The following is a 15,706-nucleotide window of genomic DNA, read 5'->3' on the forward strand; positions in this document are numbered from 1 at the left end:
TATCACGCCTTTACTCTATATACCTCGAGAACATTATTTATTCTCTTTAATTTTTCCATCAATCTTTCAAGCTCTTCACTATCAGTAATTTCAACTGTTATGCTAATTACTGCATCTCCATTTTTTATAACTTTAGCATTTAAATAAGAAATGCTTAGTTTTGAATCATTTACTCTGTTTGCAATATCTCCAATTACATTTGGTTTGTCAAAGGCTCTTATCTCAATAGATGCACTGTAACTTGTGGCATTGCTATTTTGCCATTTAACTTCAACAAGTCTTGAAGGATCAATATTATTTTGCATATTTTTGCAATCTTTTCTATGGACAGATATTCCCCTTCCAATAGTAATATATCCTACTATATCATCTCCAGGAACTGGCGTGCAGCATTTTGCAATTCTTACATTTACACCATCAACGCCTTTAACTTCAATTCCTTGACTATTGTATCTTTTTCTTAATTGAACAATTTTTTCAACATCTTTTTCATCTTTCTTATAAAATTTATTATAGATATCAATAAGTTTAGCAGTTACTTGTGCCGTTGTAATAGTTCCAAATCCCACTGCAGCATACATTTCATCAAGACTTAGCATGTTTAATTTATCCCTAACTTGTTCTAGCCAATCATCACGCAAAATCTTATGAACCTCATAGCCCTGTTTCTTTACTTCCCTTTCAATGGCCTCTCTTCCTCTTTCAATATTCTTTTCTTTATCCTTAGCTTTAAAATATTGAGAAATTTTTTTACGTGCTTGTGGACTTTTTACAATTTTAAGCCAATCAAGAGAAGGACTAGTATTAGGATTTGTAATAACTTCAACTATATTGCCACTTTGAAGAGTATAATTTAATGGCACAATTCTTCCATTTACCTTTGCACCAACACATGTATTGCCTACTTGGGAATGAATTCTATAAGCAAAGTCAATTGGAGTAGACCCTTCTGGTAAATTTATTACATCTCCTCTTGGAGTAAATACAAAAACTTCATCGGCAAAAAAGTCGATCTTTAAAGTGTCCATAAAATCTCCAGGATCATTTAAATCTTTTTGCCACTCTAAAAGTTGTCTTAGCCAAGTTAAGTTTTCGTCAAAAGCAGTTTCTTTTGAAACGCCAGCTTTATATTTCCAATGAGCCGCAATACCATATTCAGCAGTCTGATGCATTTCATAAGTTCTAATTTGAACTTCAAAGGTTTCTCCATTATTGTCGATAACAGTTGTATGAAGAGATTGATATTGATTAGGCTTAGGCATTGCAATATAATCTTTAAATCTTCCCGGGATAGGTTTAAAAAGTGTGTGGACTACTCCTAGTGCACCATAACAATCTTTCACCGAGTTTGTTAAGATTCTCACTGCCGATAAATCGTAGATTTCGTCAAAAACCTTTCCTTTTTTCTTCATTTTTTTATAAATAGAATAAAAGTTCTTAGGTCTTCCCTTAATTTCACATTTAATTCCAACTTTTTCCAAGTTTTCTTTTAAAATGGAAATAATATGATTTATGAGATCTTCTCTTTCATTTCTTCTTTTATTTACCATTTCAACAAGTTCGTAATAACCTTGCTCATCTAAATATCTCAAGGACAGATCTTCAAGTTCCCACTTAATTCTACTCATACCGAGTCTATCGGCAATGGGTGCATAAATCTCAACAGTTTCCTTTGCCTTCTCAATCTTTTTAGCATCAGTCATATATTCTAAAGTTCTCATATTATGAAGTCTATCTGCGAGCTTTACTATTATTACTCTAATATCCTGTGCCATAGCAAGGACCATTTTTCTAATATTTTCAGCTTGTTTTTCTTCCTTATTTTTATAATTTAATTTTTTTAACTTTGTAACTCCATCAACTAAATCTGCAACTTCTTGACCAAACTCATTTTTAACGTCTTCTAGAGTCACATCAGTATCTTCTACTACATCATGGAGAAGTCCTGCTACAATAGTTGGGGTATCCATATTCATATCAGCAAGTATCAAACTTACATTAAGTGGATGAATAATATAATCTTCTCCAGAATTTCTCTTTTGTCCCTTATGATGTTCTTCAGCCATTTTGTAAGCATTAATTATCATATCAAAATCGGCATTTTCATTATAAGATTTTACTTTTTGAATTAATTCATCAATTAACATTATTTTCACCTGTAATTCTATAGTTGTTTATTTTTAATTGAATTGATGTATTTCCATTAAATATATTCAACTCTAAATTAAAAACTATATCTATAAAAATATTTGACGGTCTACCTTGAAGTAGCGCCATCACTTCTTCCCTTCCATAAAATTTTGCAAGATTATTTAAAAATATTTCATAATCCTCAAATAAAGTCGCCGTATAATTTATATTGTTTTGAAAAAGCCTCATCTTTAAAAAGTTTTTATTTTTCCCTAGGATATTAAGATTGTTAATTTTTAAATTTTTAGAACCAAATTTTGGAGCAGAGTTCCCATTGCCAAAGGGTGCGAGCCTTTCAATTTCTTTTACTAAATTCATGCTAATATATTTTAATTCCAAATTTCCGTCTATATAAACTTTTCTAATTAAGTCTTCTTTAGTTAAGCTTTCTTTCTCATCTACATCTTTAATAAATTCATCTAGGCTTTTTAGAGGCATTGACAAACCACAAGCCATTTTATGCCCACCAAAAGTAGTTAAAAATTCTTTAGATTTTGAAAATTCTTGGAACATATTGTATTCTTCAATACTTCTTCCTGAACCCTTTATTAAGTCTTTGGAATTACTTAGTACAACTGTTGGCCTATAATATTTTTCTTTTATTTTTCCTGCAACAATCCCAAGAATAGACTCATTAAGTCCCTCTTCATATAATATAAGAACCTTATGTTTATCTAAAAGATTTTCTCTAATTATTTTTTCATCTATTACATCAAAGGCTTCAGTGGTAAGCTTCTGTCTTTCATAATTAAGTTCACGTAGTTTTTTTGCTTTTTCAAGAGCCAAATCATAATTATTTTCAAGTAGTAATTCTAGTGCGTCCTTTGCAGAATCTAGTCGTCCGCTAGAATTTATAGTTGGTCCAATAATAAATCCCAGATGATATACATCTATATCATTTTTCTTTATATTAGAAACCTCAATTAGTGCATTAAGACCCCTATGTTTAGTATCCCTTAAATATTTCAAGCCCTCTGAGACAATTATTCTATTTTCATTTTTAAGCGGCATTACATCGCAAACTGTTGCTATTGCAGCGAAAGGCAAAAAACTCTCGTAAAATTCATCTTTATCTACACCTTTAATTAAAAATAGATATTCAATTAATTTAAAAGCAACTACTGCCCCACAAATTTCAGCAAAGGGATAATTACAAGAATTTTGTTTTGGATCAATAACTGCATTAGCATCTGGAATTAATTCTATCTCTTTATCCTTTTCAAATTTTTTTGGAACTTCGTGATGATCAGTTATTATAATATCAATTCCCTTAGATTTTGCATAAAGAACGGCATCTCTTGCAGCAATTCCGTTGTCACAAGTAATTATAAGCTTCACTCCATCATTATAAGCCCTATCAATTAAATTATTATTAATTCCATAACCGTCCTCAACTCTATGTGGAATGTCATAGGACACATCAGCACCAATTTTATTAAGCCCTGAATACAAAATATAAGTGGAAGTAACGCCATCTACATCGTAATCACCAATAATTCTAACTTTATTTTTCTTAGCAATGTGACTCAAAATTAAATTAGAAGCCTTAACCATATCCTTTAAAAGGATAGGTGAATTTAAATTTGAAAGCATGGGATCTAAAAAACTTTTTATTTCTTCTTCAGTATTAATTTCTCTATTAATTAAAATTTTATATATAACATTATTAATGCCCAGTTTTTTATAATCTATTCCTGGATCTTTTTTATTTTTAATAAACCATCTTTCCATTTAATCACCACTTTATATGAAGTTTATTATATCAAAAATTATCATTAAGGTAAAACTATTTGAATCATCTAGATTAGATTATGCTCATTACTATAAATTTAAAACTATAAATTTAAATGTAATAACTTGATTTATAAATTCAAAACTCAAAACTATCTTAATTTTTACAAAATAAAAGAACCCCTAAGGGTTCACAAATAAAATTATTCTTCATTTGCTATAACTGAAATTGCACATTCAATCCTTTTCTTTTCCATTGTACACCCAACTTTATAAGGCTTACTTATATCATTATTACTATAATAAGCATTAGCATGACATCCACCTGAACAATAATATCTAGCCCAACATGATGGACAGTCTTCATTAGTATAAACATTTGAATTTTTAAAAGTACTTCTAAGATCAGTATTTAAAATTCCATCATCGACATTTCCTAATAAAAATTCTTCTTCTCCAACAAATTGATGACATGGATAAATTTCTCCTTGAGGGGTAATTGCAACATATTCAGAGCCTGCACCACATCCAACAGTTCTCTTAACTATACAAGGACCTTGTGATAAATCAATTATAAAGTGAAAGAAAGAAAAATCCTTATCCTCTTTTCTAATGTTGATGTAATCCCTGCTCATTTTTTCGTATTCACTTAAAATCTTATCTAAATGTTCTTCTCTGATAGCATAGCTTTCTTTTTCGTCAGTAACTACTGGCTCAATAGAAGTTTTTTTAAATCCATGAGAATAAAAATCCTTTAAATCTTCGGAGAAATCTAAATTTTCATTTGTAAAGGTTCCTCTGATAAAGTAATCCTTATCTCCTCTTTTATCAATAAGCTCTTTAAATTTTGGAACTATTACATCATAGGAACTCTTGCCATTTATAGTTGGACGCATTTTGTCGTTTACCTCTTTTCTTCCGTCAATAGAAAGAACGACATTATCCATATTCTCATTAATGAAATCTTCAATTTCTTTATTTAAAAGCATTCCATTAGTTGTAATAGTAAATCTAAAATGTTTGCCATGTTTTTTTTCTTCTTCTCTTCCATAACCCACAAGTTTTTTTACTAGGTCGAAATTCATAAGTGGCTCACCCCCGAAGAAGTCCACTTCAAGATTCCTTCTATTGCCAGAATTTTTTATCAAGAAGTCCAAAGCCTTCTTTCCAGTTTCAAAGGACATTAAACTTCTGTCGCCCTTGAAATCTCCCTGAGAAGCAAAGCAATATTTACATCTTAAATTACAATCATGAGCCACATGAAGGCATAAAGCCTTTACAACATTTTGTGGATTATATTTTGGAAGTTTAAAATGTTCGTCTTCAGAAAATAAAAGTCCTTCCTTTACTAAATAATCTATTTCTTCATAAGCTTCCAAGGTATCTTGTTTATTATAGATTTTTGAAAATTTTTCTATGACTTCATCTTTTGACATTTTTTCATAATCATCAATCATTTCATAAACAATTTTTTCAACAACATGAACTGAACCACTTGCAATATCAAGCACTATATATCTATCGTTTAAATAAAATTTGTGAATTCTTTCTACCATCTTTACTCCTTTACCATTCTTTAACAAAATAAAAGCAAGGTTTCCCTTGCCTTAGTTTTCAGAATTTTCACATTTTTGATTTCCAACTGTGCAACTAGTTTTGCAAGCTGATTGGCAAGATGTTTGACATTCGCCACATCCACCTTTTTCATAAGTTTTTTTAAGATTTTTATTTGTAAGTGTCTTTATGTGCTTCATAATTTCTCCTATTCTTCTTCAACATCTTTAAGTTCTGAATTCTTTTTATAAGTACCGTTAATTCCCCACTTCATTATTTCAATTTTTGAATTGTCTGATGAAGTTTCAATAACTAAATAATCTTCCTTAATAAGAATAATTTTTCCAATTATTCCACCGATTGTTATTACTTTGTCGCCTACCTTTAAATTTTCACGCATTTCGTTTATTTCATTTGCTTTTTTCTTTTGTGGTCTTATTAAGAAAAAATAAAAAATAACAAACATCAATATTAAAGGAATAAAATTTAAAATTGCGTTTTGTTTCATTATTAACCCCTTTCTTATAATATAATTAATAATTACATTATACATTTAATTACATGACTTAACAAGAAATTATTTATACCCATACTTCTTGTAGAAATCATCTTTATATTCTAAAAAATAATCTCCCCTTATTGACTCTCTAATATTTTTCATCATGTCTAATAAAAAATATAGATTGTGAATAGTTGCAAGCCTCATTCCAAGTATTTCATCTACATTAAATAAATGTCTAATATAAGCCTTAGAGAAATTTCTACAAGTGTAACAATCACATTCTTTATCAAGTGCGGAAAAATCTTCTTTGTAAAGAGCATTTTTTATTGCAATTTTACCATTGTGAGTAAGAACAGTCCCATTTCTAGCAATTCTAGTTGGAAGGACACAGTCCGCCATATCAACTCCTCTTTCAACTGCTTCAAATAAATAATCAGGACTACCTACTCCCATTAAATACCTTGGCTTGCTTTCTGGCATAAAATCAGTTGTGAAATCTAAAATATCGTTCATAAGATCAATTGGCTCTCCAACAGATAAACCTCCAATAGAATACCCCTTAAAGTCCATATCAACCATTTCTCTCGCAGAAATTTCTCGTAGATCTTTATACATTCCACCTTGGATTATTCCAAAAAGAGTTTGGTTATCTGTGTTTTTATGATGTTCTTTGCACCTTTCTGCCCACCTAAGAGTCCTTCTCATAGAATTGTCTATGTACTCATGACTTGCCGGATAGGGTGCACATTCATCAAATGCCATTATTATATCTGAGCCTAGAATATTTTGAATATCTATGGATTTTTCTGGAGATATAAACATCTTACTTCCATCAATATGACTTCTAAAGTGAACTCCTTCTTCAGTTATTTTTCTATTGTCTGAGAGAGAAAAAACTTGAAATCCACCAGAATCTGTAAGAATTGGTTTGTCCCAATTCATAAATTTATGAAGTCCTCCTGCTTTTTCTATTATTTCAGTACCAGGTCTTAAAAATAAATGATAAGTATTTGAAAGAATTATCTGCGAACCAATTTCTTTTAACTCATCAGGAGTCATTGTCTTTACAGTTGCTCTCGTGCCTACTGGCATAAAGATTGGTGTTTCAATTTCACCGTGATTAGTTGTAATTTTGCCAAGTCTTGCCTTTGAATCCTTGGCAGTTTTTAATAACTCAAATTTAAACATATTACCTACCTTATAAACATTGCATCGCCAAAGCTAAAAAATCTATATCTTTCCTTCACCGCTTCTTTGTACGCTTTTAAAATAATTTCTCTAGTTGAAAGTGAAGACACTAACATTAAAAGAGTAGATTCTGGCAAGTGAAAATTTGTTATAAGAGCATCTATGCACTTAAATTTATAGGGTGGATAAATAAATATATTTGTAAATCCACTTTTTTCGCAAACTTTTCCACTTTCATCGGCAATAGATTCCACAGTTCTTACACTTGTAGTGCCAACAGCAATTACTCTGTTCCCTCTTTTTTTTGCCGCATTTATTTTATCTGCAACTTCCTTATTCATAATATAAAATTCAGAATGCATTTCATGTTCATCAATATTTTCAACTTTTACAGGTCTAAATGTTCCTAGACCGACATGAAGTGTAATGTAGCAAATTTCTACTTTTTTGTCCTTAACTTTTTGAAGAAGTTCCTTTGTAAAATGAAGACCCGCAGTTGGTGCTGCAGCTGAACCTTCTTCTCTCGCATATACAGTTTGGTATCTATTTTTGTCTTTAAGTTTTTCTGTAATATAGGGTGGAAGTGGCATTTCGCCAAGTTCATCTAAAATTTCTTCAAAAACTCCATCATATTGAAACTTTAAAAACCTAGATCCATCATGAGAAATGTCAACTACTTCTGCGGACAATTTATCACTAAAAATTATTTTAGTTCCTATTTGTGCTTTTTTACCAGGTTTAGATAAACATTCCCATATGTCTCCCTTTCTATTTAAAAGAAGAAATTCAATTTTTTCCTCTTTATTTTCTCTATGTCCATAAATTCGTGCAGGCATTACCTTGGTGTCATTTAATACAAGCACATCGCCTTCATTAAGATAATCAACTATGTCATAAAAATGTTTGTGTTCCATTTTTCCCGTTTTTTTGTCTAAGACAAGAAGCCTTGAGTGATCTCTTTTTTCAACAGGATGTTGTGCTATTAATTCCTTTGGTAAGTCGTAATAAAAATCTTTTGTTTTCATTTTTGCCTTTCTATTATTATTTTATCTTTTCAATATTTGTACCAGGAAAATAAAATTCAATAATATCCTTATAATTGCTGCCTTTTTTTGCCATTTCTACAGCACCATATTGGCTCATGCCAACTCCATGACCATATCCCTTTCCCTTTATAATTACTTTGCCATTGTCGCAATTAATATCAAATAATGTAGATTTAATTATTGTATTTCCTATTTTATTTCGAAAATTCTTTGCCTTTAATGTAACATCTCCTTTAGATGTATTAAAAGTAATATTTTTAACTCTATTAGAGTTTGTTAAATCAAAATTAACTCCCAAAATATCAGTTAAATCTAATTTCTTTAAGTCGCTATCCTTTATAGTATACTCCCATGGATAAGTAGAATAGGGATCTTCCTTGGATATTAAGTATGGTACAAAATTTCCGCCCCAAGCTTCTGATGATGAAACTGTATATCCCCCTGATGATGCACAAAAAATTGTTTCAGCAATTTTGCCATCATATTTAATTACTTCTCCTAATGTACTTTCTACAGCTTTATCAGTTGATTTTTCTTCAACATCTTTTCCATAATAAACTTGGGAATTTGTCGTGTCATCTAGATTATATCCCTTTTTAATATATTTGTTGAAATTATTTATTGCAAAGGATCTCGAGCAAAGAGCCTGTGCCTTTAATGATTCCATTGGAAATTCTGGGCTCATTTCTTTAGGAAGTACTCCTCTTAAATAATCGTCAATTTTTACATTGTTCACAATGTCTAATTTTCCGTTATTAACTCTAAATGAAATTGCACCTCTATAATTTCTTTTTATTTTATCCACATATATTGGAGAATCTGAACCTATTAAAAAAGCTCCATCTTGCGGAAAATTTGCCAATTTAAAATTATTTCCTTTTAAATTAATATTTTCTCCATCAAACATTATGTCAATTTCTTTATTATTAGTCTTATTTATAACTTGGTCATCTGAAGTAATAATAAATAAATTACTTTTAGATTTTAATTTTAAATTTTCCTTTTCATTTACAGATTTTCCAATTTTAATATCAATTTTGTCGTAATCATCCTTAGCAAAAAGGTTAATTGGTAATAACATAAATATTATTGCTAATAATAAGATTTTTTTCATTTTAATCACCCTTATATTCTATTCCAAAATGGTCATAAGCTCTTTTTGTAGCAACTCTACCTCTAGGAGTTCTAATAATAAAACCTATTTGCATTAAATATGGTTCATATACATCTTCTACTGTTCCCTTATCTTCTCCAATAGCAGCTGATATAGCATCTATTCCAACAGGACGCCCATAAAATTTCTCAATCATTGTAAGAATTATTCTTCTGTCAATATTATCTAATCCATACTTATCAATTTCTAAAAGATTTAAACCCTTCATAGCTACTTTTGTAGTTATTACGCCTTCCTCTCTTACTTCGGCATAATCTCTTACCCTTTTTAGAAGTCTATTAGCTATTCTAGGAGTTCCACGAGATCTTTTGGCTATTTCTATAGCTCCCTCTTCTTCAATTGGAATATTTAAAATTTTTGCAGATCTCATAATAATTTCTACTAAAGACTTTGTGTCATATAAATCTAACTTTAACATTACTCCAAATCTATCTCTAAGTGGAGAGGTTAGCATTCCTGCTCTTGTAGTTGCTCCTATGAGTGTAAAGGGTGCAAGATCAAGTCTAATAGATCTTGCTGAAGGCCCTTTTCCTATAATAATATCGAGAGCGTGATCTTCCATTGCTGGATAAAGAATTTCCTCAACAGATTTATTTAATCTATGAATTTCATCTATAAATAACACATCATCATTATTTAAATTTGTAAGAATGCTAGCTAAGTCCCCTTGTTTTTCTATTGCAGGCCCTGATGTAACTTTTAAATTAACTCCCATTTCATTTGCTATAATACCAGCTAGAGTTGTTTTCCCAAGTCCAGGTGGTCCACTCAGTAAAGTGTGATCAAGAGGCTCTGACCTATTTTTTGCAGCTTCTATAAAAATTTTTAAATTATCTACAATTTTTTCCTGACCTATGTATTCACTTAACCACTTAGGTCTAAGGCTAATTTCTTTTGTATCTCCATCTATAAAATCTGGCTCGACTAATCTATTTCTATCCATAATATCAACCCATTAATTTCAGTGCTTCTCTTATTCTATCAGATATATCTAAAGATACATCTATCTTTTCAAGAACTTTTCTTGCATCATATATATTATAACCTAATGATATAAGTGCCTCAACTGCCGGATCATCATTTTCATCAAATGTACTAACAACTTCTGTTTCTAAATTTAGATTTAAATTTAATTTTTCAACTTTATCCTTTAATTCTAAAATTATTCTCTGTGCTGTTTTTTTCCCAACACCAGGAAGTTTCACAAGAGATTTGTCATCCTTTGATATAATATATTTTGCTATATTTGACACATCATCTCCATCTAAAATCCCCATGGCAAGTTTTGGTCCAATTCCAGATACTGTTGTCAAAAGATCAAAGGCATCTCTTGTTTCGCTATCCTTAAATCCATATAAAATTGCAGCATCTTCTCTTAAGATAAGTCTAATATTTATAAAGACTTCTTCATTTTTATAAAATGTATGGAGCTCTCTTGAAATCATATTGATTATATAACCAATTCCATTAACTTCAAGAACTAAATATCCCCTATCTGTTGAGTGTACTTTGCCCTTTAAAAATTCTATCATTATATCATCCTAAAACTTTCTTTAAACTTAATTGAACTTCCATGAGTTATTGCAACTGCAAGTGCATCTGCTACATCATCAGGCTTTGGAACTTTACTTAAATTTAAAATGGTCTTAACCATTTCTTGTACCTGTGCTTTTGTAGCTCGACCATAACCTACAAGAGCTTGTTTAACTTGCAAAGGCGTGTATTCATATAAACCTGCACCACTTTTTTTTGCCGACAAAACTTCAACACCACGAGCTTGAGCAACAGTAATTGCCGTCTTAACATTTTTGTTAAAAAACAATTCTTCAAAAGCAATATCAATAGGCTTATACTTTTCTATTAATTCATTCATTTCTTCGTAAATTAAATTTAATCTATCTGCAAGTGGAACCTTGGGCATTGTAGTAATGGCACCGTAATCTAAAACTTTATAAGAATTTCCCCTTAAATCCAAAAAACCATATCCAACTATTGCTATTCCAGGGTCAATACCCATTATTACCAAATTATCACCACTTTAAAAAGGATAGTGTAGAACTATCCTTACTTGTATCTCTTTAAAACTCTATCGTTAACTCCATCCCAAAAACCATTTTTAAAAATCCTAAATCCATCTATGTAAAGAAACTTGGAAACTTTATTATTTAGAGCAATAATTTCAGATTCAGTCAGATATGAATCCACCTCTCTAATTTTAACATCGTCGTTTTCACTCCTAAAAAAAAGTTGTAAATCAAGATGATCGTTTATACTATTAATTTTTTCATTAAGCAACTTTTTCTTAACATCTGAAAGTGTATTTTTTATAAAAATCCTAATTTGCTTATCTTTTCTAATTTCTTTAAAAATTAACTTTTTAAAAGACAAAACTTCCTCATTTCGAAATTCATATTGAAAAAGTTTTTTTCTATTATAAAGTTCATCAATAGTTAGATACTTTAATGTAATTATTTCAAGCATATTAATATGTTTTTTTGAATTAAACCCAAACCTATAAGCTTCTAAATATAAATAAAGCTCTAATCTATTAATATCATCATGTATTAGACTAGAAAGGTTCTGTGCAATAAGCTCAATGCCTTCCTTTTGCCTATAAATTTTAATTATATCTTTTCTCAAATTTTCAAGAGTAACATATCTCGGGTATATGTTTTCGATTGACTCATAAATATTGTATAAGTTAAGTAAAATATTTATGCTATCCAAATCGCCATTGTATAAGAAGTTTGCAATTAGGTATTTTTTTATATCCTTAAAGGCAATTTTAAAAGGCTTCTGATTTAATTTTTGTGCCAAGTCCATAAAAAAATCCTCCGGTTTCGTATAAAAATATTATACTATATATTCCGAAGGATTTGTATCCAATTTGTAAATTTTTTAAAATTATAATAATTTTATTTTATTTTCTCTACAATAATTTAAATTATTTTCGTCCCAAACTCCAACTTGTACTTCTCCAATATGGCTTTTTTCAAGAAAAAACATACAAATTCGTGATTGACCAATACCTCCACCAATTGTGTATGGAAGATTTGCCTTTAAAATGTCTTGATGATATTTTAATTTTAATCTATCAGTTGTATTTGTAAGTTCGCATTGACTTTTTAGAGAGTTTTCATCTACACGAATTCCCATACTAGAAACTTCAAGAGAATTATCTAAAACTTCATCCCAGAATAAAATATCTCCATTAAGCTTCCAATCATCGTAATCCGGACTTCTAAGATCATGAGGTTTTCCAGAATTTAAGTTTTCTCCAATTCCCATGATGAAAACTGCTCCCTTGTCTTTACAAATTAATTTTTCTCTTTCTTTAGGACTTTTACCAGGATATAAATCTTCTAATTCTTGTGATGTTATAAAAAATATTTCATCAGGCAACTTTTTAGAAAGTATATAGGGGTAAGTTTGATTAATGTATTCTTCAGTTCTCTTAAAAACCGAAAAAATTTCTTTAACAGTTAAATAAAGATACTCTTTATTTCTATCACTTTTATCAATAATTTTTTCCCAATCCCATTGATCCACATATGAAGAATGAATTTCATCAAGTTCTTCTTCTGCTCTTATGGCATTCATATCTGCATAAATACCTTCATACTTGTTAAACTTGTATTCTTTTAAAGCATTTCTCTTCCATTTTGCAAGAGATTGAACAATCTCTACATTTATTCCATAATGTTTCAAGTAAAAATCTACCGCTTTTTCCCCATTTAAATTGTCGTTAAGTCCTGTTTCAGGTCGGACAAAAAGTGGTGCAGAAACTCTTTGTAAGTTCAAAGTATTTGCTAAATCTCTTTGAAAATAATCTTTCACTGATTTAATTGCTATTTGTGTTTCTCTAAGGTCTAATTTTGTGGCACTAGAATTATTTCTCATCTTTTTCCTCCATAATTATAAAAATTCTTTCACTCCAAAGAGCGAAAGAATCTTATTTCTTAAATAAATTGTATATCAAATTCCCCACTATATTCAAATATTGATTTAATTACAAGAATAGAAATATTTGTTGATAAATTTAAAGCAAAGTTTAAATCATTATCGAAATTGTGGTTTGAATTCTTATACTCATCAATTACATTAACTAAATATTTTTTAATTTTTTTATCAAGACTTAAATCTAAATTTTCAAAAATTTTTATGTTTTCCAAAGAAATTACTTCTCTATAATTTTCTTCTAAATATTTATTTTCTCTAGCATATAGAGCTAAATCTTGTTCATACTTAATATGTTTCCTTAGATTTTCAACAAAAGTCATTCTATAAGCATGGGGATAACATACAAAATCACAAAGATAATGCATAATTATGCCAAGCTTTTTACTAATATAGTTAATAAATAATTTACTTTCATTTCCCTCAGAATAGGAATATCTAGAAAAATAAATAAGTCTACTTATTTCTCTTGCTATATAATCCCCTGATTCATCAAAATAATGTCTTTTTGTCTTATAGTAAGGTAAAACATCGGGAGCAATTGAACCCCAAAGCATTTTCTCTAAATTTAAATTGATATCATATTTATCTTTTATTCTATCGTGGACTATTTTTGCCACAATCTTATGTGTATCTGGTAAAATTTTAAACACATCCTAATAAAATTATATTTTAATACTATTCAATTTTATACTTAAAAAACTAAATTGTCAATTTTAGTTATTTTGTTTTCTCTAATTCTTTTGAAATTACATCCCAAATATTTTGAGTTTCAAATCCACGTCTCCAACTTCCAACTCCAGCTAGATTGTATTTATTTACAAGAGAAACTTTTTTCTCAATAGAATTTGCATCTTCAATCCAAATTTTATAAGTTGAGTCCCTTTCTTGATATTCAACATAATTTTGTTGCGACTCTTTGTCCCAAATTGGTTTTAAACCCTTAGATGCAATGATATTTGAAACTTCAGACATAGAAATTGCCTTTGATGTAACTTTTCCCTTTGATTCTTTCCATAATCTTGTATAAAGTGGAACACCTAAAATCATTTTTTTATTAGGAATGCTTCTAAATAGCACATTTATACTTCCCTCAACCCATTTGTATTGGGCAACAGATCCTGCTTCTTCTGATGAACCCCAGTGTTGGTCATAAGCCATAACTACTATATAATCAGAAATTTCCGCTAAAGCTTTTCTGTCGTAAGGCTCTTTGGTAACATCTGAAGAAATTTGTGGAGTTACATCAATTGTCAAGATAAAATCTTCTCCAGCACTTTCTCTAAACTCACTTACAAAAGCAGTTATATTATCTCTATCTTCATTCCTCGTATGTTCAAAATCAATGTTTATTCCCTTCATATTATATTTTCTACAAAGTTCTAAAGTCTTATCAATGATTTTCTTGCGGGTTTCCTTATTAGACAAAGCTTCATGAGTAATATCTGGATCAAAAGAATTGTCCAAGTAAGCCCAAACTTCTATACCTAAATCATTATATTTTTTTATATAATTTAAATTTCCCCTATCTATCATGTCGCCATTGCCATTTTTTATAGAAAACCATGTAGGAATAATTACATCAAGTCCATTAATTCCAACTATTTGATTAACTTTTTCATCAGAATGTTCTGCATAAGTATAGTCCCATGTTAAATTAATCGGACTCTTAGATGTGTTTTTTGTTGCAGATGCTAGTGTAAATTTTTCAAAATTTTCATCAACATCATCTTTTAAAACATAGCCTGCATATCCCTCAGGCATTCTAACTTTATAGTATTTACTTTTTTCACTATATACATATAATTTTTCCCCTTCAGGAAGTTTTTTGATAATTGGACTCCTTCGAGAACTATCTTCCCTTAAAAAAGTATCTTTTGTAGTTTTAGTTAACTCATATTCTTTATCTCTATAATCTAAAAGCAAAAGTCTAATGTCCTTATTATATCTAAGATTTACATTATAATCGTAGATAAATGCTTCAATTGGAAGCATAATCTTTCCATTTTTTTCAATAACTGGTGCTCTTAAATCTATTGTGCCGCTATTAAATTTTGCTTTATATTCATCTAACTTTAAAATTTTATTCGCATGTTCATTTTCTATTTTTACTTCTCCAGTTGATTTATCATAAAAAATATTTTCATCTAAATATTCTTTTATGTAGTCAAGAGATAAGTAAATCATTCCATCTTCTATACAAAAATCTTCTTTGTCAATGTCTTTGTCTTCAGTTATAAAGTTAAATTTATCGTATTTAGTTGAAATTTTAGTAGTTCCTCTATTTTCAACAAATAAAAATGTGCCTGCCGCCAAAATAATAATTAAAAAAATTCCAAAAAAAATCTTTTTCATATATATCAC

Annotated in this window: 15 protein-coding genes; all 15 read right to left on the bottom strand. The window is 29.5% G+C overall.

Annotated features, from left to right (window positions below):
• Positions 1 to 2: 2 nt before the first annotated feature.
• The 15 genes from BIV18_RS02550 to BIV18_RS02620 all read right to left on the bottom strand — a co-directional run bounded on the left by BIV18_RS02550 (position 3) and on the right by BIV18_RS02620 (position 15,697).
• Positions 3 to 2,147 (bottom strand): RelA/SpoT family protein, encoded by a 2,145-nt coding sequence (locus tag BIV18_RS02550; RefSeq protein WP_075659160.1) that lies wholly within the window; start codon positions 2,145 to 2,147, stop codon positions 3 to 5.
• Entirely contained in the window at positions 2,137 to 3,921 is a 1,785-nt protein-coding gene (gene recJ / locus BIV18_RS02555) for a single-stranded-DNA-specific exonuclease RecJ (RefSeq protein ID WP_075659161.1), read from the bottom strand. Before recJ ends, BIV18_RS02550 begins: the two co-directional genes overlap by 11 nt.
• A 203-nt stretch (positions 3,922 to 4,124) precedes the next feature.
• Positions 4,125 to 5,477, bottom strand: a complete 1,353-nt coding sequence (scfB, locus tag BIV18_RS02560; RefSeq protein WP_075659162.1) for a thioether cross-link-forming SCIFF peptide maturase — start codon at positions 5,475 to 5,477, stop codon at positions 4,125 to 4,127.
• Positions 5,478 to 5,528: 51 nt separating this feature from the next.
• Complete coding sequence (gene scfA, locus BIV18_RS02565; RefSeq protein WP_010242317.1) at positions 5,529 to 5,675, bottom strand: six-cysteine ranthipeptide SCIFF; 147 nt, start codon at positions 5,673 to 5,675, stop codon at positions 5,529 to 5,531.
• Positions 5,676 to 5,683: 8 nt separating this feature from the next.
• Complete coding sequence (gene yajC / locus BIV18_RS02570; RefSeq protein WP_075659163.1) at positions 5,684 to 5,983, bottom strand: preprotein translocase subunit YajC; 300 nt, start codon at positions 5,981 to 5,983, stop codon at positions 5,684 to 5,686.
• Positions 5,984 to 6,052: 69 nt separating this feature from the next.
• On the bottom strand, positions 6,053 to 7,165 hold the full coding sequence (tgt, locus tag BIV18_RS02575) for a tRNA guanosine(34) transglycosylase Tgt (protein ID WP_075659164.1): 1,113 nt from the start codon (positions 7,163 to 7,165) through the stop codon (positions 6,053 to 6,055).
• A 5-nt stretch (positions 7,166 to 7,170) separates the two neighbouring features.
• Positions 7,171 to 8,190, bottom strand: coding sequence for a tRNA preQ1(34) S-adenosylmethionine ribosyltransferase-isomerase QueA (gene queA, locus BIV18_RS02580; RefSeq protein WP_075659165.1), 1,020 nt, complete (start codon positions 8,188 to 8,190; stop codon positions 7,171 to 7,173).
• A gap of 16 nt (positions 8,191 to 8,206) precedes the next feature.
• Positions 8,207 to 9,325, bottom strand: a complete 1,119-nt coding sequence (locus tag BIV18_RS02585; RefSeq protein WP_075659166.1) for a SpoIID/LytB domain-containing protein — start codon at positions 9,323 to 9,325, stop codon at positions 8,207 to 8,209.
• 1 nt (position 9,326) lies between these two features.
• Entirely contained in the window at positions 9,327 to 10,328 is a 1,002-nt protein-coding gene (ruvB, locus tag BIV18_RS02590; RefSeq protein ID WP_075659167.1) for a Holliday junction branch migration DNA helicase RuvB, read from the bottom strand.
• A gap of 4 nt (positions 10,329 to 10,332) precedes the next feature.
• Complete coding sequence (gene ruvA, locus BIV18_RS02595) at positions 10,333 to 10,917, bottom strand: Holliday junction branch migration protein RuvA (RefSeq protein WP_075659168.1); 585 nt, start codon at positions 10,915 to 10,917, stop codon at positions 10,333 to 10,335.
• Positions 10,917 to 11,411: a crossover junction endodeoxyribonuclease RuvC gene (gene ruvC, locus BIV18_RS02600; RefSeq protein ID WP_075659169.1), complete on the bottom strand. Its 495-nt coding sequence runs from the start codon at positions 11,409 to 11,411 to the stop codon at positions 10,917 to 10,919. The genes ruvA and ruvC overlap by 1 nt, the downstream gene beginning before the upstream one ends.
• A 38-nt stretch (positions 11,412 to 11,449) precedes the next feature.
• Positions 11,450 to 12,208 carry a hypothetical protein gene (locus BIV18_RS02605; protein WP_075659170.1) on the bottom strand — a complete coding sequence of 253 codons (759 nt, stop codon included), beginning with the start codon at positions 12,206 to 12,208 and terminating at the stop codon, positions 11,450 to 11,452.
• Between the two features lie 81 nt (positions 12,209 to 12,289).
• On the bottom strand, positions 12,290 to 13,285 hold the full coding sequence (gene asnA, locus BIV18_RS02610) for an aspartate--ammonia ligase (RefSeq protein WP_075659171.1): 996 nt from the start codon (positions 13,283 to 13,285) through the stop codon (positions 12,290 to 12,292).
• Positions 13,286 to 13,344: 59 nt separating this feature from the next.
• Positions 13,345 to 13,995 (bottom strand): zinc dependent phospholipase C family protein, encoded by a 651-nt coding sequence (locus BIV18_RS02615; protein WP_075659172.1) that lies wholly within the window; start codon positions 13,993 to 13,995, stop codon positions 13,345 to 13,347.
• A 67-nt stretch (positions 13,996 to 14,062) separates the two neighbouring features.
• Positions 14,063 to 15,697: a glycosyl hydrolase family 18 protein gene (locus BIV18_RS02620; protein ID WP_075659173.1), complete on the bottom strand. Its 1,635-nt coding sequence runs from the start codon at positions 15,695 to 15,697 to the stop codon at positions 14,063 to 14,065.
• Between the last annotated feature and the right edge of the window lie 9 nt (positions 15,698 to 15,706).

The sequence above is a fragment of the Peptoniphilus grossensis genome (assembly GCF_001940285.1).
Classification (GTDB): domain Bacteria; phylum Bacillota; class Clostridia; order Tissierellales; family Peptoniphilaceae; genus Peptoniphilus_A; species Peptoniphilus_A faecalis.